Source organism: Niabella pedocola, from assembly GCF_021044425.1.
In the GTDB taxonomy this organism is placed as follows: domain Bacteria; phylum Bacteroidota; class Bacteroidia; order Chitinophagales; family Chitinophagaceae; genus Niabella; species Niabella pedocola.
Genome location: NZ_JAJNEC010000005.1, coordinates 320,420 through 345,595 on the forward strand (window position 1 = coordinate 320,420; position 25,176 = coordinate 345,595).

19 protein-coding genes are annotated in these 25,176 nt (G+C 48.8%); 8 read left to right on the top strand and 11 right to left on the bottom strand.

The window, feature by feature from the left end:
• Positions 1-15: 15 nt before the first annotated feature.
• From LQ567_RS09075 to LQ567_RS09085, 3 genes are all read right to left on the bottom strand, one after another.
• On the bottom strand, positions 16-1,095 hold the full coding sequence (locus LQ567_RS09075; protein ID WP_231004182.1) for an Ldh family oxidoreductase: 1,080 nt from the start codon (positions 1,093-1,095) through the stop codon (positions 16-18).
• Positions 1,096-1,398: 303 nt separating this feature from the next.
• On the bottom strand, positions 1,399-2,250 hold the full coding sequence (locus LQ567_RS09080) for a hypothetical protein (protein WP_231004183.1): 852 nt from the start codon (positions 2,248-2,250) through the stop codon (positions 1,399-1,401).
• A gap of 68 nt (positions 2,251-2,318) precedes the next feature.
• Entirely contained in the window at positions 2,319-2,741 is a 423-nt protein-coding gene (locus tag LQ567_RS09085) for a single-stranded DNA-binding protein (protein WP_231004184.1), read from the bottom strand.
• A 212-nt stretch (positions 2,742-2,953) separates the two neighbouring features.
• On the opposite strand from LQ567_RS09085, the gene mnmA reads away from it, so the two are divergent.
• The 7 genes from mnmA to LQ567_RS09120 all read left to right on the top strand — a co-directional run bounded on the left by mnmA (position 2,954) and on the right by LQ567_RS09120 (position 10,387).
• Positions 2,954-4,069 carry a tRNA 2-thiouridine(34) synthase MnmA gene (mnmA, locus tag LQ567_RS09090; RefSeq protein WP_231004185.1) on the top strand — a complete coding sequence of 372 codons (1,116 nt, stop codon included), beginning with the start codon at positions 2,954-2,956 and terminating at the stop codon, positions 4,067-4,069.
• Between the two features lie 22 nt (positions 4,070-4,091).
• Positions 4,092-4,859 (top strand): hypothetical protein, encoded by a 768-nt coding sequence (locus LQ567_RS09095; RefSeq protein ID WP_231004186.1) that lies wholly within the window; start codon positions 4,092-4,094, stop codon positions 4,857-4,859.
• 109 nt (positions 4,860-4,968) lie between these two features.
• Complete coding sequence (locus LQ567_RS09100) at positions 4,969-5,298, top strand: DMT family transporter (protein ID WP_231004187.1); 330 nt, start codon at positions 4,969-4,971, stop codon at positions 5,296-5,298.
• A gap of 110 nt (positions 5,299-5,408) precedes the next feature.
• The gene (locus tag LQ567_RS09105) at positions 5,409-6,506 is read left to right on the top strand and encodes an MBL fold metallo-hydrolase (RefSeq protein WP_231004188.1); all 1,098 of its coding nucleotides are present in this window, start codon (positions 5,409-5,411) and stop codon (positions 6,504-6,506) included.
• A gap of 105 nt (positions 6,507-6,611) precedes the next feature.
• The gene (locus LQ567_RS09110) at positions 6,612-7,040 is read left to right on the top strand and encodes an NUDIX hydrolase (RefSeq protein WP_231004189.1); all 429 of its coding nucleotides are present in this window, start codon (positions 6,612-6,614) and stop codon (positions 7,038-7,040) included.
• 26 nt (positions 7,041-7,066) lie between these two features.
• Positions 7,067-8,140 (top strand): glycoside hydrolase family 18 protein, encoded by a 1,074-nt coding sequence (locus LQ567_RS09115; protein WP_231004190.1) that lies wholly within the window; start codon positions 7,067-7,069, stop codon positions 8,138-8,140.
• Positions 8,141-8,392: 252 nt separating this feature from the next.
• Positions 8,393-10,387 (top strand): M43 family zinc metalloprotease, encoded by a 1,995-nt coding sequence (locus LQ567_RS09120; RefSeq protein ID WP_231004191.1) that lies wholly within the window; start codon positions 8,393-8,395, stop codon positions 10,385-10,387.
• A gap of 530 nt (positions 10,388-10,917) precedes the next feature.
• Here LQ567_RS09120 and LQ567_RS09125 read toward each other — a convergent pair.
• From LQ567_RS09125 to odhB, 7 genes are all read right to left on the bottom strand, one after another.
• Positions 10,918-11,874, bottom strand: coding sequence for a helix-turn-helix domain-containing protein (locus LQ567_RS09125; RefSeq protein WP_231004192.1), 957 nt, complete (start codon positions 11,872-11,874; stop codon positions 10,918-10,920).
• Positions 11,875-11,966: 92 nt separating this feature from the next.
• Positions 11,967-14,573 (bottom strand): choice-of-anchor Q domain-containing protein, encoded by a 2,607-nt coding sequence (locus LQ567_RS09130; protein WP_231004193.1) that lies wholly within the window; start codon positions 14,571-14,573, stop codon positions 11,967-11,969.
• A gap of 578 nt (positions 14,574-15,151) precedes the next feature.
• Entirely contained in the window at positions 15,152-16,228 is a 1,077-nt protein-coding gene (locus LQ567_RS09135) for an Rpo12/RPC10 RNA polymerase subunit family protein (RefSeq protein ID WP_231004194.1), read from the bottom strand.
• Between the two features lie 12 nt (positions 16,229-16,240).
• Positions 16,241-17,227, bottom strand: coding sequence for an SPFH domain-containing protein (locus LQ567_RS09140; protein ID WP_231004195.1), 987 nt, complete (start codon positions 17,225-17,227; stop codon positions 16,241-16,243).
• A gap of 171 nt (positions 17,228-17,398) precedes the next feature.
• Positions 17,399-18,238 (bottom strand): carboxylesterase family protein, encoded by an 840-nt coding sequence (locus LQ567_RS09145; protein WP_231004196.1) that lies wholly within the window; start codon positions 18,236-18,238, stop codon positions 17,399-17,401.
• Positions 18,239-18,268: 30 nt separating this feature from the next.
• Positions 18,269-19,519: a methyltransferase domain-containing protein gene (locus LQ567_RS09150; protein ID WP_231004197.1), complete on the bottom strand. Its 1,251-nt coding sequence runs from the start codon at positions 19,517-19,519 to the stop codon at positions 18,269-18,271.
• A gap of 69 nt (positions 19,520-19,588) precedes the next feature.
• The gene (gene odhB / locus LQ567_RS09155) at positions 19,589-20,836 is read right to left on the bottom strand and encodes a 2-oxoglutarate dehydrogenase complex dihydrolipoyllysine-residue succinyltransferase (protein ID WP_231004198.1); all 1,248 of its coding nucleotides are present in this window, start codon (positions 20,834-20,836) and stop codon (positions 19,589-19,591) included.
• Positions 20,837-21,655: 819 nt separating this feature from the next.
• Between odhB and LQ567_RS09160 the strand changes: the two genes are divergently transcribed.
• Positions 21,656-22,303 (top strand): response regulator, encoded by a 648-nt coding sequence (locus LQ567_RS09160; protein ID WP_231004199.1) that lies wholly within the window; start codon positions 21,656-21,658, stop codon positions 22,301-22,303.
• 66 nt (positions 22,304-22,369) lie between these two features.
• On the opposite strand, the gene LQ567_RS09165 is transcribed toward LQ567_RS09160, so the two are convergent.
• The gene (locus LQ567_RS09165; RefSeq protein ID WP_231004200.1) at positions 22,370-25,117 is read right to left on the bottom strand and encodes a 2-oxoglutarate dehydrogenase E1 component; all 2,748 of its coding nucleotides are present in this window, start codon (positions 25,115-25,117) and stop codon (positions 22,370-22,372) included.
• Positions 25,118-25,176 lie beyond the last annotated feature (59 nt).

Sequence of the window (25,176 nt, forward strand, 5' to 3'; positions counted from 1 at the left end):
TAAACAGCATCCTTTTTAAAATACCACATCCAGCTTGGCCGCCAGCGCTTTCAGATCCGCTACAACTGCCGGCAGCAGGGGAATGCCATGGCTCCTTCTTTCGGTTTCCATTTCCCGTTCGGGATCTCCGGGTATCAGTACCCGCTCCTGTCCTGGTATGGGGGCAGCCTTGCGGAACCCACCGATCCAGTCGTCCATATCCCGTTTATAGTCTGCCACCGTACGGAACGCATCTACGCGCATGGCTCCGAAGAAATGTCCGATCCCTTTTCCCGGCTGCCGCTCGGGCATGGGCACATATGCCGGAAAGGGCGGAACCCAGGGCGCATAATTGGCGCCGCTTAACAAGGCCGAAAAAAGATCTACCACGGCACCCAGTGCATAGCCTTTATGACTGCCATGCTCCCGGTCTCCCCCAAGCGGCAACAGGGCTCCGCCTTTTTTAAGGATATTGGCATCGGTGGTGCTATTGCCTTCGGCATCCTGTACCCATCCCTGCGGTGCTGCTTCATTTTTGCGCTGCAGGATTTCGAGCTTTCCGTTGGCGGCGGTGGTCGTAGCGAGGTCTGCTACAAAGGCCGGCTCATTGCCGGCAGGCGCTGCCACACAAATGGGATTGGTGCCCAGCATTTTTGAGGTGGAAAAAGTAGGCGCTACCAGCGGACTGGCATTGGTCATGGAAATACCGATCATATCATGCTCCAGTGCCTTCATGGCATGTGCAGCGGCAATACCATAATGATTGCTGTGTTGTACGCTTACCCAGCCGGTGCCTACCTGCCGGGCTTTTTCAATGGCCAGGTTCATGGCAAAGGGCGCCACTACAAGGCCCAGCCCACTGTCTCCGTCTACCACCGCTGTGGACGGCGTTTCATGAATGACCCTGATCTGCGGTGTTGCATTTACGCGCTTCGCTTCCCAAAGCCGCACATAACCGGCCAGGCGGGCCACCCCATGTGAATCTACCCCCCGCAGGTCAGCCGAAAGCAATACCTCCGCTGCGGTTACGGCATCTGCCTGCGGACAACCTATCTTTTTAAAAATCTGAATGGTAAAATCAAGTAATTGCTGATAAGCATAATTTGTATCGTGCATACGCACAAAATAACAATAAAGCCGTAAATTATTTTATAAATGTTTTAATAGGAAGTATCCTTCACTGCTTGACAAGAGCTGTATCAAAAGTGGCCCTATACCGCATTGTTATTCTGTTCGCCGCGATCTGCAGCTATGCATTTGTCCGTCTGCGTTCAACTAACCTGACGCACATGCAATCTATCGGAATGGCAAGATAAAAGAACGACTTTTGATAGGTCTGCCTTGAATAAACCGGGAATTCCAGCGCACATCCCGTTTCGCTCCTACTATGTTGCTTTTGCAGTGCCTGTATGGTTAACATCAGCTCCGCACATTCAGCTCAATGACCTCGGCCAGGTTTTTCATAAATCCTGCGTAGCCCAGCATATAATTTTTTTCACGGGGATAAGGGCGCGTATCCAGGTATTCCTTTAGCAGACTATATGCGGTTTTTGCATCTTCGGTACTGTAAAATAATGCGGCGAACGATGATGCCGGATCGAAGGGTTTTAAACTGATGCCTCCGTTGTAATACGAAAAAGGCAGATGGAATTTGCGGGTGTCAAAATAGTCACTGTTGGAATTATTGAGCGCCTGAAGATATACCGCATCATAGCGCAGCAGGCTTACCACCCGCGCCGCTATTTGTGCCGTTGTTTCGGGATGTTGAGGCAACGGACGCCACCGGTTCATTGTTGCATGCCCGAGATCCATGCCGCCATACCGGTTCGCATCTACCCGGTAACAGGCCAGCAGCACATCGGCACGCTTTTTTTTATGATCAACCCGCAGCGAAAGGGTAAGTATGCTGTCCGATAAACTTACGATTTCCCATACCGGCTCTTCTTCCTGCATCCCGATCATATCGGGTGGCAACAGTTGCCAGGTTCGTTTTTGCTGCCGGCCCAAACTATCTTCCAGCAGGAGTGTATGCGGCCCAATGATAAGTGCGGTTAATTCGAAACGGTTTCGCAGCCGGGTAAGCGTATCCTGCAAGGGCTCCAGTTGTTTTTCTGAGGCCTCCCGGGTGCCTACCTTATAGACCAGCCAGCTCCCCTGCAATTTTTTTTCGATCTGTTTGGGCGCAAGCGTTTTAATGCCCCCCGGTGTATTTACTGCCGGGCCACAACCGCTCATCAACCATAAAAAAAGCAAACAGAAAATCAGGCGCATCGGTTTTGGTTTTTAACAGGTTCAAAAAAAGCCCCATGCGCTGGGGCCTTTTTCAACTAACATTGCATTTAAAACGGAAGATCATCCGCTGTATCGTCAGTGCCGGATCCGGAGGGAGCCGCACCGGTTGTTCCGGTATTATATCCACCGCCGGCCACGGGCACACCACCTTCTCCGCGGCCTCCCAGCAATTGCACTTCTCTCACCCTTAATGATAAAACAGCGCCATTGGTTCCATCGGTACGGGTAAAACTTCTTACCTCCGGGTTTCCCTCCGCGTATACCTGTTTTCCTTTTGTAAGGTATTGTGATATTGCAGTACGGTCTGTCCACCAGGCACAATCCACCCAGGTTGTTTTTTCCTGGTTATTGCCCTGCGCATCGCGGAATCGCTCTGTATGCGCTATCGTAAAATTGATAACGCTTTTTCCGTTCACATTATTTACCACACAATCCCTGCCCAGGTTCCCAATGATCTGCATCTTTAACATAGTGCTCAAATTTTGATTTATAAAAATAATTTAGCAAGATAATGTTTTCGGGCAGAATCACCTAAAATTTTACCAAACCGTGATAATCACACGACCAACTGATTTACAGCGTTTTAAACCTGTTTACACCGGAAAAATGAACGGCCGGTATACCACCCTTTTGCCAGGTTCCCCAATTCTGGAATCTTAGTTTATCTTTGCAAATTATTATTATGAGCAAGAAAGGAAAAGTTTTAGTGGCAATGAGCGGTGGTATCGACAGTACAGTGGCTGCACTGATGCTGAACGACCAGGGCTATGAAGTGATTGGCATTACCATGAAAACATGGGATTATACCGGAAGCGGCGGCGGTAAAAAGGAAACCGGATGCTGCAATGTAGACAGTTTTAACGATGCCCGCATGGCAGCCGTTCAGCATGGTTTTCCGCATTTCATCCTGGACATCCGGGAGGAATTTGGTGATTTTGTGGTAAATGATTTCGTGGAGGAATACCTGGCCGGGCGTACCCCCAACCCCTGCGTACTTTGTAATACGCATATCAAATGGAAGGCGCTGCTGAAAAGAGCCGATGCTTTGGGTTGCGATTTTATTGCAACCGGGCACTATGCCAAAGTACGCCGCCATGATAATGACCGGTTTGTGATCAGCAAGGCGGTAGATCATACCAAGGATCAGAGCTACGTGCTTTGGGGGGTAGACCAGGCGCTGCTGGCGCGTACCATTTTGCCGTTGGGCGGCTTTCATAAAACCGAGATCCGGCAGATGGCCATGGATTACGGGTATCCGGAGCTGGCCAAAAAAAGCGAAAGCTATGAGATCTGCTTTGTTCCGGACAATGATTACCGCGGTTTTTTAAAAAGAAGGGTTGAAGGTTTGGAAGAGCGCGTAAACGGTGGTAATTTCATCGACAAAAACGGAAAGGTGCTGGGCCAGCATAAAGGCTACCCGTTCTATACGATCGGGCAGCGGAAAGGGCTTGACATTGCATTGGGACGGCCGGTTTTTGTAACGGAAATCAACCCGAACGATAACACGGTTGTTTTAGGCGATGAAGAAGACCTGGAAAAAAATGAAATGCTGGTAACCCGGATCAATTATATAAAATACGATACGCTGACACCCGGTATGGAAGCGACTACAAAAATACGCTACAAGGACAGTGGCACACTGTCTAACCTGTATATGGAAGGAGCAGATGTAAAAGTATCCTTCTACCAGGATGCCAAGGGCATTGCCCCCGGACAAAGCGCGGTATTTTATGAAGGAGATGATGTGATCGCAGGTGGCATCATCCGCTCCGGCAGCAAGCATCCTTCCTTTATCTAATGCTTACAATACAACCAATTCAATGAACAAACTGTTTAACCCGCTTCCCCTGCTCCTGGCTGTGCTGCTGTTTTCCTGTGGTGAAAAAGGAGCAAATTTTTCTCCTGCAGCCCAGGTAAAAGATTATTTTCCGGTACAGATCGGCAAATTTATTACGTACCGTATGGATTCCACTGTATTTGTCCGGAGCGGAAGCGCGGTAGAAACACACCAGTACCAGGTAAAGCACAGCATTGCGGATACCACCAGGGATAACCAGAAACGATTAACCTATATCGTACAACGCCAGATCCGCAATGCGGATGGCAGCGGTAACTGGACAGACAACGGCCGTTATTATATTACGCCTCTTGACAATAGTGTGGAAGTTATTGAAGATAATCTGCGTGTTATAAAAATTGCAGGTCCGATGCTGACGGGCAACACCTGGAAAGGGAATACTTACCTGCCGCTGTCGCCCTATGAAGCGGCCTTTGGCACACAGGCGGGCAGTGAAATGAATACATGGGTGTTTACGCATAAGGGACTACAGGGTAATGAAACGATCGGGGGGCAACAGTATAGTAATGTATGGACCATTGAGCAGGCCAATACAGTACGTAACCTCCCTCCCCCGGCAACCAACCCTGGCTACGGATCCATGGAAGTATCTTCCGAAAAATATTCAAAGGGCATTGGCCTGGTTTACCGTAATTATCAGATCTACGATTTTCAACCGCCCAACCAGGGTGTGCCGCAGGGAACATATGCCGGCTTTGGCATTACCATGTGGATGATCGATCATAATTAAAACCGCCGGTCCGTAAAAACCCGGAGCCTGATAAGGTGTTGCCGGTGTTCTTATTATTAGATGTATGCCGGCCCGAGAGCCCGGAGTTTAGTTAAGCAAACAGTTCGCAATGAAAAATTATATTTTCCTGTTCCTGGCCATTATCTTCGAAACCATTGCTACATCCATGCTTAAGACCTCCGAACAATTTACCCGGCCGGTTCCCAGCATTATTACTGTTGCCTGTTATGCCGGGGCTTTTTATTTTCTCAGTCTCACTTTAAAAACCATCCCCGTAGGCATCGCGTATGCGCTGTGGTCTGCCGTGGGCATTGTATTAATCACACTGGTGGGCATCCTGGTATTTAAACAGGTACCCGATCTGCCGGCCATCATCGGCATCCTGCTGATCATTGCCGGAGTGGTGATCATTAATGTTTTTTCAAAAACAGCCGCATGAGGTATATCCATGCTCCGGTATTCCAATATACTTACACTACCCGGCAATCCGGATGTTAAACCACCGGTTCAATGCTTATGCGGTCTTTTTTAAAAATACTTAAACGGGTTATGATCTTCTTCATGAGCTTTTTGTTGCTGCTAAGTGTCAGCACCTTCTTTTATATACGGTTACCTAAATTTGGGAAAGCCCCCTCAGGTGCCCGGCTGGAACGCATGCAAAAATCGCCGCATTATAAAGACGGCAAATTTCAAAACCGGCATTTTACGCCCACCCTTACCGAAGGGTACAGCATGCTGGGCATCCTGAAAGATCAGTTCTTTAAAAAATTACCGCGCAGAAGACCTGTTGATCCGATCCCTTCAATAAAAACCAACCTGCTGCAGTTGCCGGCAGACAGCAATGTGCTGGTTTGGTTCGGACACTCCTCTTACTGGATCCAGATCGACGGAAAACGGCTGCTGATTGATCCTGTTTTTAGCGGAAACGCATCGCCCATTCCTGGTACCAATACCGCATTTAAAGGCAGCGATATCTATACCGCCGATGATTTTCCTCCGGTTGACTACCTGCTCATTACGCATGATCACTATGATCACCTCGATTATGAAACCATCACGGCTCTGCGTGGGAAGGTAAAGTCGGTGATTTGCGGACTGGGTGTGGGTGCACACTTTGAGCATTGGGGGTATGAGGCTTCCAGGATCACGGAAATGGACTGGGATGAAACCCTGACGCTGGACAGCGGCTTTCTGCTGCACACAGCTTCCACCCGGCATTTTTCGGGAAGAGGATTTATCCGGAACAATACCCTGTGGCTATCTTATATTCTTCAAACCCCGTCTCAAACCATTTACCTGGGCGGAGACAGCGGCTATGATACGCATTTTGCCGAGATCGGGAGCAGGTTTGATTCCATCGACCTGGCCATTCTTGAAAACGGGCAGTACAACAAAGCCTGGCAGGCCATCCATATGCTGCCTCCGGAGGTCTTGCAAGCCGGGAAAGATCTGAAAGCCCGGCGGATATTGCCGGTGCATTCTTCCAAATTCATGCTGGCACAGCATCCCTGGGATGAACCACTGAAAGAGCTTACCCGCCTGAATAAAGAAAACCCCGTTCCGCTTATTACCCCCGTGATCGGCGCACTGGTTTACCTGGATCACCCCACTACTGCCTCTTCCCCCTGGTGGGAACAGGTGCAGTAGCCATTAGTAACCATTACAAGGACCGGCAGCACCTGCCGTATTGTAAAAACCAACCATGCCAGTCCGTACGGATCGCTTATTTTTGACAGCAGGGAAAAAACATGTATGCATTCAAAGCAATTAGCTACCGCCGGTTTAGTGGTCATCAGCGAAGGGAAACTGCTGCTGGCGTATAGCAAGAACAAAAATGCCTGGTATTTGCCTGGTGGTAAAACCGAGGCCGGCGAAACCGCCGTTCACTCGCTGATACGGGAAATAAAGGAGGAGCTGAACCTGGATATCCACCCCTCCGAGCTCACGTATTATGGCCATATTACCGCACCTGCCTATGGCGAAGTTCCGCATCTGCTGATGGAGCAGGAATGTTTCCTGTACCAGGTATTCGCCCCCATACAACCAGGCAATGAAATCGATGCGGTAGCCTATTTTGACGAAGCCACCTACAAACAGCAGCCGGCCCAGGTACCGGGTGTACTGCAGCTTTTTGAGCGGTTAAAACAAGACCAGTTCATCGGTTCCGCCGGTATTCGTTAACTTAGAGATCAAACAATCTATCTATTTTGAAAAATTGGTTGGTCCTCCTGTTTATGCTCCTGGTGTTTGCCCGCATCAATGCGCAGCATCACACCTATAAAGTGGTTGCATATTATTCCGGAGACAGCGCCAGCCTGATGCAATACGATTTTAAAAACATTACACACCTGATTTATGGCTTTGCTCATGTAGACAGCCTGGGCAAACTGGCTGTGTACCGGGCCAAGGACACGGCCGTACTGAAAGCCTTTGTTCATATCCGGAAACAATATCCGCACCTTCGTACGCTTATTGCGCTTGGAGGCTGGGGTGGTTGCAAGCCCTGCTCCGGTACCTTTAATAACCCCGACAGCACCGATGCATTTGCGGCCTCCGTAAAAACATTCCTTCAACGGTTTCAGCTTGACGGCATTGACCTCGACTGGGAATACCCGGCGCTTCCGGGCGTGCCCGGCCACCCTTTTGCAGCAACAGACCGGCCCAATTTTACCCGGCTGCTCCTCCGGCTCCGTAAAAAACTGGGATCGCAAAAACTGATCACCTTTGCCGCCGGCGGTTTTCAGCAATACCTGGATCAATCCGTTGAATGGATGAAAATTGAAAAAACCGTTGACTTTGTAAACCTGATGACCTATGACCTGGTACATGGCTACTCCGAAAAAACAGGACATCAATCCTCCCTTTACGCTGCACGGGCAACCGAAGAATCCGTTGACCGGTGTGTGCAGTTCTTCAAAAAGATACAATTCCCCTTGCAAAAGATCATTGTGGGCGTTCCGTTTTACATCCGGGCCTTCCAGGTAAACAACGGTAACAACAACGGACTTTTTCAGCCGGGCAGGTTCCTGTATATGAGCGGTTACCGGCGCAACCTGGATTCCCTGACGGCGGCCAATGGCTTTACCCGTTACTGGGACGATCGCGCAAAAGCCCCTTACTGGTTCAATGCGGCACGGAATCTTTTTGTTACCGGCGACGATCGTCAATCGCTTCAATACAAGCTGGATTATATCCTGCAGCAGCAGCTCGGAGGCATTATGTTCTGGGAGTTGTATTATGATACCTTCGCGAACGGACTTCTGGACCTGTTGCATTTCTGATCCGGCATCACTGCGGGGTTTCGTTGAATAAAACGATCAGCGTAACAGGCTTATTCGCCTCCCACACATGGGCTTTCTTTTTGAACGTTTGTGCCAGCCGGCTCTGATGCCGGTTGGGACACGGCTCGTTTCATGCATATAAAGCCTTCCTTCACATAAAATAAATCCTTCTAAAAAACGCTTTTATAAATAGTAAATATCTTTATCTTTATAGAGCCTCGTACTAAAAGCCTTAGACCAAATTGTTGTATTATGAGCCCCAGACTGATGTACCTGTTTGCCTTCCTGATCCTGTCCGGCATCCGCGCCAGTGCGCAAAATGCTATATGCGGTTTTGACGGTATCCATCAACGTTTAAAACAAAATACAGCATACCAGCAGGGCGTTACCCTGGCAGAAGGCAGGATCCGGCAAAAGGTAACGGAGCTCGCAACAAACCGCAAAGCCATGCGGAACATGAATGTACTGGCCGGTGCGCTTTATGAGATACCCGTAGTGGTACATATTATTTACAAGACCGGGGATAACAACCCGGGATCAACCTCAAACCCTACGGATGAACAAATACAGGCGGCCATCGACCGTTTAAATGCCAACTTTGCGGCGGCCTCGGGTTCGGGGAATATCGGGGCTAGTATACCCATACGGTTTGCCCTGGCCAAAAGAAGGCCGGATTGTGGCGCCACCACCGGTATTGAACGGATCAATGGCGGGGTCATCAGCGGATATGATGCCAGCGGCGTTTCCGCTCCGGGATCCGGTGTACCGGGCGCCAATGAAACGGCCATAAAAAACCTCAGCACCTGGCCCGAAAAATCGTATTACAATATCTGGGTGGTATGGAAGATCAATTCTACGGTAACCGGCTCCGGGTTTGTGGCCGGCTACGCAAGTTTGCCATACATTGGTGACGATTATCATATTTTCCCTGCAGAAGGGATGGTGATCCTGGGCCAGCAAATGAGCCCGGGCGCTCCTACGCTTACGCATGAAATGGGACATGCCTTTGGTCTTTACCATACTTTTGAGGGAGGCAGTGAAGCTGTCTGCCCTGCCAACACAAGCTGCAACGAAGATGGCGATAAGGTATGCGATACCGACCCGGTAAAAAGCCTGTTAAGCGTACCCTGTCCGGCGGCAACGGATATCAACCCCTGCACCAACAACCCATACGGAACGGCTCAAAACAATCTTATGGGTTACGGCTCCTGCCTGAACCGGTTTACACAAGGCCAGAGCGACCGCATGATGGCCACCCTTTTAACCGTAAGGGGCGGACTGATTAATTCACAGGCAACGGTGCCGCCGCCCCCCAACCCGGTAAAAGCCACTACACAAATACCACCCAGCATCCGCAATATTAATAATACCAACAATGTAGGCCCCTGTGATATTACCCTGGGCAATATGTCCTATATATCCTATGGATACAGCCAGGATGGTTACAACTATTATTCAGATAACAGCTGCAATATCGGAACCAATCTTTTTGTAGCGTCCAATCAATACCTCAGTGTTACCACACAATCCAATACCCAGGTTTGTAAAGCATGGATCGACGCCAATAACGACGGGCAGTTCAGCAACAATGAGCTGGTCCTGAACAGCACTGCCACCAGTCCTTTTTACACCCACACAGCGGTTATACCCGTTGCCATGCTTTACGGGGCAGTTAAAAATACATTGCTGCGTATGCGCGTAATGGCCGACATGTCCTTTAATGATGATTTTACGGCCAGTAGTCAATTGCTATACGGGCAAACGGAGGATTTTTGGGTAAGCATCGATCAGGCGCTGCCGGTTGCTTTTGAGCAACTCGGGGCACAGATCCGGAACCATACACTGGAGGTGCAATGGAAAACCAGCAACGAAACCAATAACGATCATTTTATTGTTGAAGCCTCAGCAGACGGAACGAACTTCCTGCCCATTGCCCAGGTAGCCAGCAAGGCCCAAAACGGCATTTCCGATCATTCGCTGCAATACCATATTTCAATCGATGGCAACGGCAAGCTGGCGCTGGGACTGGGTTTACTGGCCTTTTTGCTTTCAATACAGCCGCACCGCAACCGTAGGAAATGGCTGTTTGCTGCCAGTGCAGTGATCCTCTGTTTATTTATCACCTGTAACAAACATACGGTGGCCGATACCGAAACCGGGGATCAACCGCGGTTTATCCGCATCGCCCAGGTAGATAAGAACGGCACCCGGCAGTACAGCAAAACAATAACTATTATCAACGAATAATTTTTCAGCCGCCATCGGTAGTGAAACGGCTCGCAGCTGCATGGTATTCCGGTTTGTATGTGCCCATGGTCACATAAATTTTCAGCGGATTGGCCGGCGTAAAATCGTTTGCTGCCGGGCCCATTTCAACGCATCGGCAATTCGGGGGATAGTGTTTGTTCAGGAATTGCCGCTGCCAGTGCCACCCGGCACACTGCTGTTTACGTAAAGGATATTGGTGTGCCTATAACAAAGAAGCTGCGCCCATGAGCAGCGCAGCAACAGTTAGTATTAATTGCTTCCATTCGACTAGGTTCTGTCAACTATTTTCCGGCCTTCAACCCCGCTGCAGTTGCTTAAAAAACAATGCATTGATTTTTCGTAAACAGCTGCAAAGTTACCCTCCCGTTTCAATGCTCCATATTATTTAGGCTCCAATTTGTCCTGATTTATAAATCAGGACAAACTTGTTTAGCACAAAGGCTGATTGCCGGTATCGAGTGCCCGCCGTTTTTTGTAACAGGACTTTCCCCGCTAATAGAAAAGCCTGTTTATAACGAATTCCGGTATTGGGCCGGGCTGGTGCCCGTTATTTTTTTAAATGCGTTGTAGAAAGCACTGCGCGATGCAAAGCCGCAGCTCTTCGCCAATGCTTCAATGGTATAGTGGTCCATGGTTTCTGTCGTCACCATTTGCTGCTGTATATGAAGGATCCGCTGCCGGTTTACAAAATCTACAAAACCGAGTCCGTAAACCGTATTAAAAAGCGCGGATAGTTTATGCGGACTTACCGACAGCTTTCCCGCTACCTGCATCAGGTTCAAACCGGCATTTTTAAATGCCTCCTGTCCTACAATATAGTCTTCAATTTCCGCGCACCACCGTTCCGTTTCACGGTCCTTTTGAAGCGATAACCGGTGCTGCTTCTGCACTTTTAAAAGGGTGGCGGGCTTCATATCCAGCATCGACGCTACCAAATGCAGCGGCAGCCGTTCCATATAACCTGGTTTGGTTTTAATAAAATAACGGTAGCGTTCTTTTACATTGCCTACCCTAACGATATGTGCCCGTTCCTGCGCATCCCGGTAATATTGTTCTACCATTACCCGGAACAAAAAATTCATATCGAAATGTACCCGGAAAAGTGCCTGCAGATCATCATTGTGCATCGCCAGCAGTTCCGCGTCTTCCACGGCGATAATGGATTCCCGGGAGGGTATCACCCCGTGCAAACCGGATATAGAACTTACAAATTCGTTATCGATGGAAATATAGGTTACGATGTTTTTCTTTTGATACGTGGTTTGCCCCATCAGGGCGCCCCGTTTAATAAAATAGATGTACTGGCAGCATGCGCCTTCCTGCAGCAATACCGTTCCCTTCTTTATCTTAAGGCTCTTTGTTTTCTTATAAAAGGCCTGACCGAGTTCGTTGCTGATGGGATAAATATTACCCAACATTCCCAGGAGGGAGTTGACGTCTGTTTTAGCAGCTCTTTTGTAATGCATCGTGTGGTATAGAAAACGAACTACAAAGATAATTCAACCTTGGTACCCGGATGGGAATTTATTGACGGCCTGCTAACACCCGTTCAGTATCATTAATCTTCCCTGACCACCCGCACCACTTTTGACATCCGCTCCCTGCCATCCTTATCTACCTGTACGATGCGTACCAGCAGGTTTTTTTCTTCCATATCATCATGCATACCCCGTTTATTACAGGACAATGAAAGCACAAAAACGACCACGGCGGCCATTGCAAAAGCATACTGCCGGCGACCGGCCATTATACCCAGCAATAAAAAGCCCGCACCCAAACCTGCGCCCGTTAACGGAATGGCAGTATGGTAATCAACCCCGGTGACACTGCTACCGGACGGAGCCGTGCTTTGCACGGTTTGTACCGTTTTCCAGTTCCGGCCATCCGCAGAAACCTGTATCAGGAAATGATCGTTATCCGTTTCGGTTTCCGTACGCCAGTCGATGATCAGCCGGCCATTTCTTATAACCGCGCTCAATCGCCCGAACAACACCGGAAGCACCGGATCATATTCGTAAGCCCCCATGTCGATAACGCCGCCGGTAAGCCTTGCACGACCCAGCAGGTCTTTACTACCGGCATTCAAACCGGTGAAAAGGGCGTTACTACCGGCATTCATTGCTGCAGATCCTGGTCTTAAAGTATAATCACCCGCAGACGGGTTTGCAAATACAAGAGCGGGGGTTAAACCGGAAGGATTCATTAATGAATAATTGGGCGTAACAGCCACGCCGCTCGTATTCGTGGTTCCAAAAACAATCGAATTGTTGAAGGTCATCGCCGTATTCACCTGTACATCCGGTATCGCAATCAGTGCCGATGTATTACCGGCGATGGTAACATTGTTAAGCACCATATGACCGCCCTGGTGAAATACCCCCGCGGCTGTATTTTGAACAATGGCTACATTGGTTAGCACCGGTGCGCTCCTGGAGTTATAAATTCCAGAGGTGTTATTATTGCGGATGAGCAGGTTACTTAGCGTAGGCGATGCATTTATATTATAAATACCGGCCTGGTTGTTACCCGCGGCATTGGTAATAGTAAAGCCATCCAGTATAGCGGAAGCGGTAACGCCATTATTCACATTCCAGATGGCGGGCCTTGTGTTATTCCCATCAAGCACCGATCCCTTTCCGCCGGTACCTGGCATCAGGCGCGCATCGGTAAGATCATCGATGCCATTGTCCGGGTCGAAGCCACCGTATATTTCCACATTGTTTTTCATAATATAGCTATTAGCACCTACTGTATAAGTGCCGCTGGCAACAAACACTTTTTGGGCACCCGTAGCATTGATGGCACCCTGCAAATCGGAAGTAGCATTCCCCCAGGTGGTACCTGTTCCGTTGCCCACGGAAGCCGTTCTTACATATACCACCCCATTGCCACCAGGAGTAATGATGGGCACAAATGAACTTTCATAAGCACCCAGATCAATCCGGCCGCCCGTATTTCTTGCATTGCCTGCAAGATCTGTGTCATTGGCATCCAGGTTTATATAGATGGCATTGTCGCCCCTGTTGATAGCCGGGGAACCCGGTTTCAGGGTATAATCGCCGGAGGCCGGTGCATTGAACACACTGGCAATACTAATATTGGTGGCATCTACATTACCATCGCTTGTGCTGGACCGGCCTTCAACCAATGAAACCCTGTAGATGTAATTGGAGCCGCTTACACTTCCATACACGATCGCATTGCGCAACTCAACCGCCCCACCGGCATTGTTAATGGCTCCGGACTCATTGTTTACGATGGTTGTATTGATGAGGAACAGAAAACCCAGGTTATTCCAGATGCCCCCTTCGTTAAATGCCGCATCATTTCCTGTAACGAGCATATTGGTGCACCGGATGCTGGCACCGTCATTATAAATGCCGCCCCCGCGCGTAGCGGCCTGGTTACCGGTAACGGATACATTGGTCAGCTCGGGAACGCTTGCATCCAGGGCACAATGCATTCCGCCTCCGTTATAGCCGTTATTGTTCCTGATAACCACATTGTTTAAAACCGGGGAACTGGCTTCCATATAAATACCGCCACCGTTGCGGGCCCTGTTTTCCTGGATAATCACATGGGTGATACCCGGCGCAGCACCTCCGGAAATGTGCATGCCTCCTCCCAGGCCAAGAGCAAAATTGGTACTATTATTTCCCTTTACCACCAGGTTGAGGTAACTGGGTGCAACACCTGCATTATGAACGCCCGCACCTGTATTGCCATAGCCACCTGTTATCGTAAACCCATCCAGTACGGCAGAGGAAGTCAGCCCGTTGTAATCGTTCCAAATCACAGGTCGCTGGTTGTTGCCATTTAATACGGAGCCATCGCCCATGCCCTTGTTTGGAAGCACCCGGTTATGCGTTAAATTGGTAATACCGCTTCCCGGATCAAAGCCCCCGTAAATTGCCACATCGCTTTTCATTACAAAGCTATTGGGAGCCGGCGTGTTATAGTTTCCTACCGCCACAAATACTTTCTGCACACCCGCAGCATTGATGGCACCCTGCAAATCTGCGGTTGCATTGGCCCAACTATTGCCGCTGCCGGTGCCGGTGGCAACCGGTTTTACATACACGATACCACTTCCGTCAGGAGTTTGAGCCTGTAAGAAAGTAATTATCCATAGCAGGGACAACGAAAGCAAGATCTTTTTATACATATCAGGATTGTTCTTTTATAGTTTACCGCGCAAAGGCCACACCGGTTAGTGAACGACAGCACCGTTTATTAAAGCAAGCATTGCTGACATAAAAAATCCCTCGTTCCGGAACATTGTTACCCCTGTAAAGCGCTGTTTCCGCTGCCGGGCAACGGTGTTATAGCTAAAAGGCATAGCTGTGGTCAATGGGGATTCTCGTGCAATAGCAGACCTGTTCATTTGAAGGGCAGTTTTGCTTTCCTTCAAAGTAAAACAGCGCGGCGTATTCACCTTACCAAATGCGCGTCACAAAAACGTCACAACAAAAAAGCAGTTGAAAATAAACGGGTTATAAGTACTCAAACTATCGTATCCACCTCAAAAAAACAGCGGCCGCCTGTTAAATGATCGGGGCAACCCCGATTTTAAGGGCCCTACGCCAGTTGGTCCGGGTTCTCTGAGCAGGGTGTAAATGGCCGCATCCCCAAATGATCATCATAAACCGGCGCTCAAAATTATTTTGAGTTGGGGGCAGATGCGTACACAGGTCTATGCTTATGCGCCGTACAATGGGCTTATGTACCGGAGTTGATCACCGGTTACCCGGATTTTGAAAAGAAGTATAAGGCAATCAATACCAGGATACCGATGATAATGGCAGTAGCTATTTTGGATACCGATAAAGGCTTGTTGCCACCGATTGCACCCGTTTGTCCGTTGATGATGAAATGATAGGTTTTGCCTTTGAACAGGTACTGGCATAGCCATACCGGCAGGATGATCTGTTTAAATGTTTCCCCCGAATATCGGGTCTCCACCCGCAGATCCCGGTAAGTGTCTTCAGCCAGCCGCGAAACAGCATCTTCTTCGATCTTCCGGTCCATGATGGACCGTGCCAGCTGGTAGGTTTCGGACAGGTCTTTATCATAGGCGCGGGCGTTCCATCCCAACAGGTACTCATCATCAAACACTACCACATCTTTGAGCAGGTAGGGGTACACATCATTGATCCGGTCCTGGGGAATGGCATTGTTTCCACATACCAGCACATCATCAAAAAAACGTTCGAAAGATCCGGAGCGCCAGGTCCAGTCTGTATGCCGCACCTGTTCGGTCACCTCCTCTCCGTTGGCGTTCCGCCGGCGCACGGTTTCATAATAATACCGGCCGGCATACCCGCTCCAGTCGTTTTCCGTATGGCAGTCAAACGTCCAGAAAGGCACATAGTGCCCTTCCAGTTTATCTGCCAGTGAAAGTTTCTTGAGGTCGTTGTCGTTCCAGAATCCCCTGCCGATCCAGTTGGCGAACCGGTCCAGCGCTTCCTGTTTGGATATTTTAAAGGGAATGATGCCTGCAGGACTGATCCTGCGGGTAGCATATGCCGCAGGGTTCAGTACATTATTGCCGCAATTCCGGCATTCAAAAAAAGCAACGTCGCCTTCCTTCTGCGTTTCCTGCCCGCATTTACTGCAACGGTAAACCACTACCTGAACCGGCGCTATCGGAATGGTTTCCGCATCTTTAAAAATACTGATGTTCCGTTCTTCGATCACCTCGGTGCTTTGCTGAATGGCAAAGGCGGTTCCGCAATGAAGACATTTCAGACTGCTTTTGGATGCCTCATAGTTCAGCTCCGATCCGCAATTCGGACAGGGATATTCTTCAAATGCCTGCATAATATACGTTCATTACAACCGGGCCAGGATTTCTTTTTTCTTTTCTGCAAACTCTTCTTCGGTGATGATGCCCTGGTTCTTCAGCTCGCCCAGTTGTTTTAACACATCCATCAGGTTCGTTTTGCTTTCCGCAGCAGCGGGCTGCTGGGGCTGATTGGCCTGCGCCATCAGGTTGGTGAGCACCACCCCGGCTCCCACACCACCCATATTGCCCGCTGCATCGTTGTTGGAAAGATTCTCCAATGCAATACCTCCCTGCATCTGGTTAAACTCATTCAGGTTGCCCTTCAAAATGTTCAGTTCGGTTTTCTTATCCAGGATCTTTTCTACTTCCTCCGGCAATGAAATATTTTCGATGAAGAATTTTTCCAGGGAAAGTCCATAGCTGTCCAGCTCTTTTTGAAATTCGGGCTTTAACTGGATACCGAGGGCCTGGTAGTTGGCAGCCAGCTCCAGTACAGAAATTTTTGCCTTGGCCAGCACTTCGGCGAAGTGACTGGAAAGGATGCCCTGCAATACTTCTTCTACACCTTCCACGCGTACAAAGGGGTTGGTTCCTGCAAATTCGGTAATAAACTTTTTGGCATCGCTGATCCGGATGGCAAAGTTGCCAAATGCTTTCAGTCGTACCTGCCCCAGCTCCGCATCCCGGATCAGCACCGGGCCGGAAGTGCCCCATTTCAGATCGGTAAACTGACGCGTATTGATAAAATAGATATCTACTTTAAAGGGAGATTCGAATCCGTATTTCCAGGATTTTAAGGTGGTGGTAATGGGCATATTGCTGGTGGAAAGCGTATGCAGGCCCAGCTGATAAACATCACCGAACTCACCTTCATTCATTAACACTACCAGCTGGCTTTCACGAACAGTGAGTTTTGCACCATTCTTTATATTGTTTCCTTTATCCTGGAACTTCCATATAAGCGTGTTACTGGAGGTATCGACCCATTCAATAACTTCAACGAATTCATTCTTAATAAAATCAAATAATCCCATGCGATTGCTGTTTTATAGATTGAAATTAAGGGAAAAAGATGACAGGAAGGCCGGACTTTTTTTTGCAGGTTCCGGTCCAGTTTCTGCAACTACAGAAAGATCCGCGTTTGCCGAATGAAGCTGTTGGCAACAGCCCTCATCGTTGCGACCATTGCAATCGTCCGGTACCATTCACCGTTTTTGTTTGAACAACCAGGCCGGCAGCGCCTCACCGGAAAGAAAAGGAACCGGAATGGTATTGTGATTGAATTGGCGGAAGGTGGTAAACAATAGCCGCCGGTTTTTCTTCAGCAGGTTAAACAATACCATACTTCCGGGATAAGGATTTTCGTCATCGGCATCACCGTGGATCAGCCAGATCGGTTTACGGATGATTCCACTGATATTGGAAAAATCCGGTACACCGGCGATGGATACCATAGCGGCAAACAGGTCCGGATCGCTGCTTAAGAGGTGTTGCGCCGTTGAAGCCCCCATGGAATACCCCACGATATACAACCGCCGGCGGTCAATTCCGCGATACTCTTTTAGCAAGGTTTTCACCAGATTCAGTACCAGGCCTACATCTGCGGAAGCAAACGCCGTAAATACTCCTTTGGCTGTATCCATTAAATAATTGGAAGAGCGCAGTGCAAATTGTGGTGCTACCACAAATGCCGGGTAACGTTCCCGGATCGTCTTTTGTAACCATATACGCGCCAGGGGCTCCAGCTGTTTTTCATTATCATTTCCGATCCTGCTGGAATTATGCAGCGTGATCACCAACGGATACTTTTTATGCGGCACCTGGTTCGGCGGAGCCAGCAACCGGTAAGGCAATGAAGTTTGTCCCTGATGGTATATTTTTTTTTGATAGGCTGTATCCGGCAAATTATTCAGGATCGCTCTTGCCTGTATTGCTGCATTGCTGTCGAACGGGGTGTCAGCAAAAATCATCTGCTGGCCCGGCACAGCTGTGGTTATCAGCAGGCATAAAAGACAGGGAATGGTCCATTTCAAAGGCCGGCGCATCCGGATGTTTTTATTTTATTAATTGCTCCTTCAGGGATGTTTCTTTTTTTGGAGTAAAGCACCAAACATGGTGTCTGCTTTTAAGGCATACCCTTTTAACACCTGCTGTTCCTTTACTTCCCAGCCCTGCTCTTGCAGCCGGGCTACCTGGTCTTCATTTTCAGCTTTGAATACCGAGCAGGTAATGTATAACAAAAAGCCGCCGGGTTTTACAGAGCGGGTCACATTGCTTAAAATGTTGCGCTGTAAGGCCGCATAGGTCTTGATTTCTTCCGTATTAAAAAAGTGCAACCGCTCCGGGGTGCGACTCCAGGTTCCGCTTCCTGAACAGGGTACATCTGCAATGACCAGATCAAAGCGTTCCCGCGAAAGCGGTGCCTCCGGTTTTGCGGCATCCGCAACCAGGGCCCGGAAATTTTTTATGCCTGCCTCATGAAAACGCTTTTTTAAATTAGCAATGATCGATGGCCGTATATCGGAAACGGTGAGCTCCACGGTTCCCAATACATCCGCCGCCAGGATCGATTTACCACCGCTGGCCGCACAGCAATCCCATATAGATACTTGAGTTCCCATAGTGGCCGGGATGCGATCTGATACATGGGGCTTAAGACCCGGGTTCCCATGGCTATCGGGATGCACTCCTCCTGCCACCCGGATTTTATAGCTGCGCAGCAGGCCAGCTATTTTTTGAGAGCTCAGATCCTGGATCACTACTTCCGAGTTTACAGAAAGCAGTTCGCCGGCTTTTGCGGTATTGGGCAGCCGTAAGGCATCCCCATCCTTTTCAAAGGGAAGCGCGGCCTGTTCCAGCTTTTTGATCACCGCGGCTTCATTTCCGGGGCGGATGCGTAAGAACAGATCCGGCTGTACAAAAAAAGAACGTTCAAACGCTGCCGGATCAACCTCCGGACTAAGTTGGTCTTTCCAGGGGAAAACGGTTCCTGAAAAGGTTTCCGGTACTTTGTAAATGGTCAGCAACTCCACCCAGGGAGCAGCGATCTCCGTAGCGGAAAGGCGCAACCCCAGTAAGACCCGTTGTTCAAAAGAAAGATCGGTAAAGGATTTCCCCAGCCGGTAATAGGCATAGCATAACTGGGCCACCTGTTTGCGGTCTTTACCCCCAAATTTCTTTTCCCGTGAGAAATAGTTTTTAAGAAACTGTGCCAGTGGCTCCTGGCCTTTGTAGTCGCCAATGATCTTTACAGCGCTGTTCAGATACGAATAAAAGCGCCCAGGTACTTTTTCAGCGCTGCCGGGTATGGATGATGCTGCGGTCAATCGAATGATTTAAAACCGGAGCGGCCTGTTTACATATCCGTAAACAGGCCGCTCCCGTATTGTGATGGATTATAATTCCAGTAATGTTTTAATCGGGTCTTGCTGTATCAGCAGCAGGGTGGGGTTTTCCAGCAATTCTTTCACACGCACCAGGAAGCTTACTGACTCCCTTCCGTCAACGATCCGGTGGTCATAACTTAACGCAATATACATCATCGGGCGGATCACCACCTGGCCGTTCTCGGCAATGGGGCGCTCTACAATATTGTGCATGCCCAGGATGGCACTTTGCGGCAGGTTGATGATGGGCGTGCTGATCAGTGAGCCAAACACCCCTCCATTGGTAATGGTAAAGGTTCCGCCGGTAAGATCTTCTGCTGTTAATTTGCTGTCGCGCGCCTTTTTAGCCAGATCCAGCACCGCTTTCTCCACTCCTGCCATGCTCAGGCTTTCCACGTTACGGATCACCGGAACGGTAAGACCGCGGGGGGTACTTACCGCAATGCTGATGTCTGCATAATCATGAAACAGGATCTGGTCGCCATCTATGTAAGCGTTTACCGAAGGCCATTCGGCAAGCGCAATGGCACAGGCCTTGGCAAAAAAGCTCATAAAACCCAGCCCTACCCCATGTATTTCTTTAAACTTGTCTTTGTATTTAGCCCGGATGTCCATGATCGGCTTCATGTTCACCTCGTTAAAGGTGGTCAGCATGGCCGTGGTATTTTTTGCTTCTACCAACCGGCGGCTGATAGTTTTACGCAGGCTCGTCATTTTCTGTGGCCGTTCGTTACGACTGTATAACTCGGCTCCGGCAAATGCCTTCCGGCCCGGGTTGGCCAGGGCTGCCAGTACATCTTCCTTTACAATTTTACCGGAGAAGCCCGAAGGTGTTACATCTTTAGGATTTACCCCTTTATCCGCAATAATGGCGGAGGCCACCGGCGTGGCTTTTACGGCTGTTGCGCTTACAGGAGCCGCCGGCTTTTCCTTTTCAGGATCGGGAGCTGGCTTTTTAGCTTCCTGGGGTGCTTTATCGGCCGGCGCCTGTTCCGGCCCCGGGGCTGTTTCCGGCTTTACCGCCGAATCATCAATAGAGGCAATGATATCACCGATATTCAGCGTATCGCCCTCGGCGGCATTGGTGGTAAGCATACCCGCTTTTTCCGCATTTACCTCAAATGTTGCCTTCTCGCTTTCCAATTCCGCGATCACCTCGTCCCGCTCTACATATTCCCCTGTATTTTTTACCCATTTCAATAAGGTTACTTCACTAATCGACTCCCCAACAGTGGGAACTTTTATATCAATTGCCATAAAAAAAAATGCTTTTAAAAAGGTATGGCAAAGTACGGCAAAAAATTGTAAACTCTACATTCTGATTTGATATTTCAGCGGTCGGTAGTCAGATTGCAGATTCCGGATTTGAGATTCCAGATTTGAGACGGGCGATACGGGATTTGCTGAGCAGGAATGGTGCGGGCATCGTAAAACAGCGCCTTCAGCGGTCAGAATTGAGCACTCAGAGGCCAGATTTCAGATCCGGAGCCCAGCATCCGGATTTCAGCTCCAATGTTCGTGTTCACACTGGAGATCCTGTTTCCACGGTTTACCGGTCTATTCGATATATGAACACCATATTACATACACCAGGGCCTCGCGTCTCAAACCGGGATACAATGCCCTTCACTTAAGCGTTTTTACCATTGCCGCTGATACGCTGATTGCGCTGCGGCGCTTTCGCTGCGATATTTTTGAGTACGATTAAAATCTGTACCAATCTGCGCATCTGCGGGATCAACGAAATGACATTGAATCCAGCAGCCGGAGCTCAGCATCCGGAGTTCAGCTCCAATGTTCTTGTTCGCGCTGGAGATTCCATATCCGAAAGCCGTATGCCATACACCAGGGGCCTCCCGTCTCAAATCGGGATGCAATGTCCTTGACCTAAGCTTTTTTTATCATTGCCGCTGATACGCTGATTGCACCTGCGGCTTTTTCACTGCAATATTTTTGAGTGCGATTAAAACCTGTACCAATCTGCACATCTGCGGCATCAAATCAAAAATCTGAAATCTCAAAAATATCACACAAATTGGCGATACGCTGCTATTTTTATTGCCGTAATTTTATAATATGAATGTAACAACCATACGTGTGGCTGTTTTTGATGATAATGCGTACCGGAGGGACAGTTTATCCATGCTGATCAATGCATCGCCCCATATGACCTGTACGGGTACTTTTTTTGATTGCAGCAATGTGATCACAGACATACGGAAGGCTGACCCGGATGTGGTTTTGATGGATATTGACATGCCCAATGTAAATGGCATTGAAGGCGTGAAGATCATTAAAGTGAATTTTCCCAAGATACAGGTGCTGATGCAAACCGTTTATGAAGACGATAATAAAATCTTCGCATCCATCTGTGCCGGCGCATCCGGTTACATTCTAAAAAAATCGCCTCCGGCGCAATTGCTTCAGGCAATTGAAGATGTATACAATGGGGACGCGGCCATGACTGCTTCGATTGCCAAAAAAGTGTTGACTGCTTTTCAGAAAAATGTCTTCTTTGAAAACAATGAGGAAGTAGAACTTACCGGGCGGGAAAAGGAAATCCTAAACCTGCTGGTAAAAGGGTACACACGGAAGATGGTGGCTTCGGCCTGTAACCTGAGCATCCATACGGTGAACACCCACATCAAAAATGTATACGAAAAATTACAAGTAAATTCCGTTTCAGAGGCTGTTGTAAAAGCCCTGAACCAGAAGCTACTATAAACGCTCATGTTTAGTTTTGAATAGATAAAAAAAGGGCGGAATTTCTATTCCGCCCGCTATTTCCTGTTACATTGAAAACGCTGTGTTGATAATTTCCTCCTGTTCGGCCTTGTGTACCTTCATAAACCCGGAGGCTGGTGCGGCGCTGGGCTTACGGCCAATGATACCATAGTTCATATCTTTAAGGTTCATCTGGAGGAAAGACGCGGCACCCATATTGAGCGGTTCTTCCTGCACCCAGTACCATACGGCATTTTTATACTTGGCATATAACGCGTCCAGTTGCTTTTTGGGAAGCGGGTACAACTGCTCCATCCGTACAATGGCCACGTTTTTCCGGTTGTCTTTCAACTGCTTTTCCGCCAGGTCAAAATAGATCTTACCGGAACAGAACAATACCGTTTTTACGGCTACCGGATCATCTGCATACGTATCGTCGATCAGTTCGCGGAACTTTCCGTTGGTAAACGCTTCTTTTAAAGAATAGCTGCCGGGATGCCGCAGGTTGGCCTTCGGTGCAAAATTTACCATCGGCTTACGGAACGGCCACCGCAGTTGCCGGCGTAAGGCATGAAAATAGTTGGCAGATGTGGTGATATTGGTTACCACGATATTCATTTCTGCACAGGATTGTAAAAAGCGTTCGATGCGCGCGCTGCTGTGCTCCGGCCCCTGTCCTTCAAAACCGTGTGGCAGCAACATTACCAGCCCGTTCATCCGGTTCCATTTCTGTTCGGCGCTGGTGATGAACTGGTCAATCATGGTTTGCGCGCCGTTTACAAAATCACCAAACTGAGCTTCCCAAAGCACCAGCACATTGGGAGAAGCCAGCGCAAAGCCGTATTCAAATCCCAATACCGCATATTCGCTCAGTAACGAGTTATAGATCCGGAATTTTTTACTTGTAGGCAACGCACTCAAACGGTTGTATGCCGCATCGGTTATTTCATCTCTTAAGATGGCATGGCGGGAGCTAAAGGTACCACGGCCTACATCCTGGCCGGTCATGCGCACATCAAAGCCATCCATCAGCAGGCTTCCAAAGGCCATCAATTCACCGGTAGCCCAGTCTACTTTCTGTTCTGTTTCCAGCAATTTTACTTTATCCTGCAACAGTTTGGCTACTTTCTTCAATGGTGTAAACCCTTCGGGTATGGTCATCAGGCCGTCAAATACGGTTTTAAACAGCTCGTTGCTGATCGCCGTATCCGGACTTTCATCAAAATCGGTTACCGTGGCTTTACGGAGGCTTTTCCATTGCAGCTCCGGCTCCTGGTAAGTATAGGGCAGCGGTTTTTGTTTCACTTCATCCAGGCGGTCCTGAAGATCGGCCCAGAATTTCTTCTCCATCTCCTTGGCCAGCTCCTTTGCATCCTCTTCTCCGTTATCCAGCAGGTATTTCACATATACTTCGCGGGGATTGGCATGTTTGTCAATCAACGCGTACATAGCCGGCTGGGTAAATTTGGGATCATCGCCCTCATTGTGCCCATGCCTGCGATAGCAAACCATATCGATAAATACATCGGCATGAAACTCGTTGCGGTAGCGGGTAGCGATCTCCGCGCATTTTACTACCGCTTCTGGATCATCTCCGTTCACATGCAGCACCGGCGATTGCACCATGGCGGCCAGCGAAGTACAGTAATCGGCACTCCGCGCATCGGAAAAATCGGTGGTAAAACCGATCTGGTTATTGATCACAAAATGGATGGTACCGCCGGTATAAAACCCATTCAGCTTCGACATCTGCAACAGCTCATATACCACACCCTGCCCGGCCAGTGCCGCATCTCCGTGTATCAAGATGGGCAATACGCTTTCATAGCGCTCGTCATGCAAAATATTTGCACTGCTTCTGGCAAAGCCCAGTACTACGGGGTCTACCGCCTCCAGGTGGGAGGGATTGGGCATTAATTTTAAATGTACGGTTTCTCCATTGGTGGCTTCAATAACACTTCCAAAACCCAGGTGGTATTTTACATCTCCGCTTCCCATGGTCTGGTTAATCTCCCCTGTTCCCTCAAATTCGCTGAAGATCTGCTCATAGGTTTTTCCCAGGATATTGGCCAAAATATTCAGCCTCCCCCGGTGGGCCATACCGATCACCACTTCCTTTACTTCCAGGGTTGCCGCCTTATTAATAATGGCATCAAGTGCTGCGATGGTTGTTTCTCCGCCTTCCAGTGAAAAACGTTTCTGCCCTACATATTTTGTATGCAGAAACTTCTCAAACATTACCCCCTCATTCAGTTTTTGCAGAATACGCTTTTTTTGTTCCAGCGGCAGCGGGCTGGTAAACTTCTTCTCCATTTCATTGGTCAGCCAGTCTACCTTCTTCTGGTCGCTGATATACTTGAACTCGATTCCCACATGCCCTGCATAGCATTTTTTCAGGTGCGCCAGGATATTCCTGAGCGAGGTGGTTCCCAGCCCAATCAGGTTTCCTGCTTCATATTCGTGGTCCAGGTCGGCTTCAGACAATCCAAAAAAAGGAAGGTCCAGGTTGGCTCCACGGTCTTTTCGTTGTTTTATCGGATTGGTATCTGCCAGCAAATGGCCTTTATTCCGGTAGCCCAAAATAAGCCGGTATACGGCGATCTCTTTCCTCCAGTCGGATCCTCCCCCTACGCCGGAAACAGCTGCAGCCGGCGCCCCGTTCTTCTGCGCCAGACCGTTTCCTACGGCAAAATCAAAGCCTTCAAAAAATTTTTTCAGTTCTACGTCTACAGTCTCGGGGTTATTTACAAACTCCTTGTACATGTTTTCAATAAATTCGGGAGAAGAGCTTGTAATGTACGAAAAATCCTTCATTGTAAATCAGCTATTTATATATTGTTTATCGTATAATATCAGATCAGAAAAAACATTCG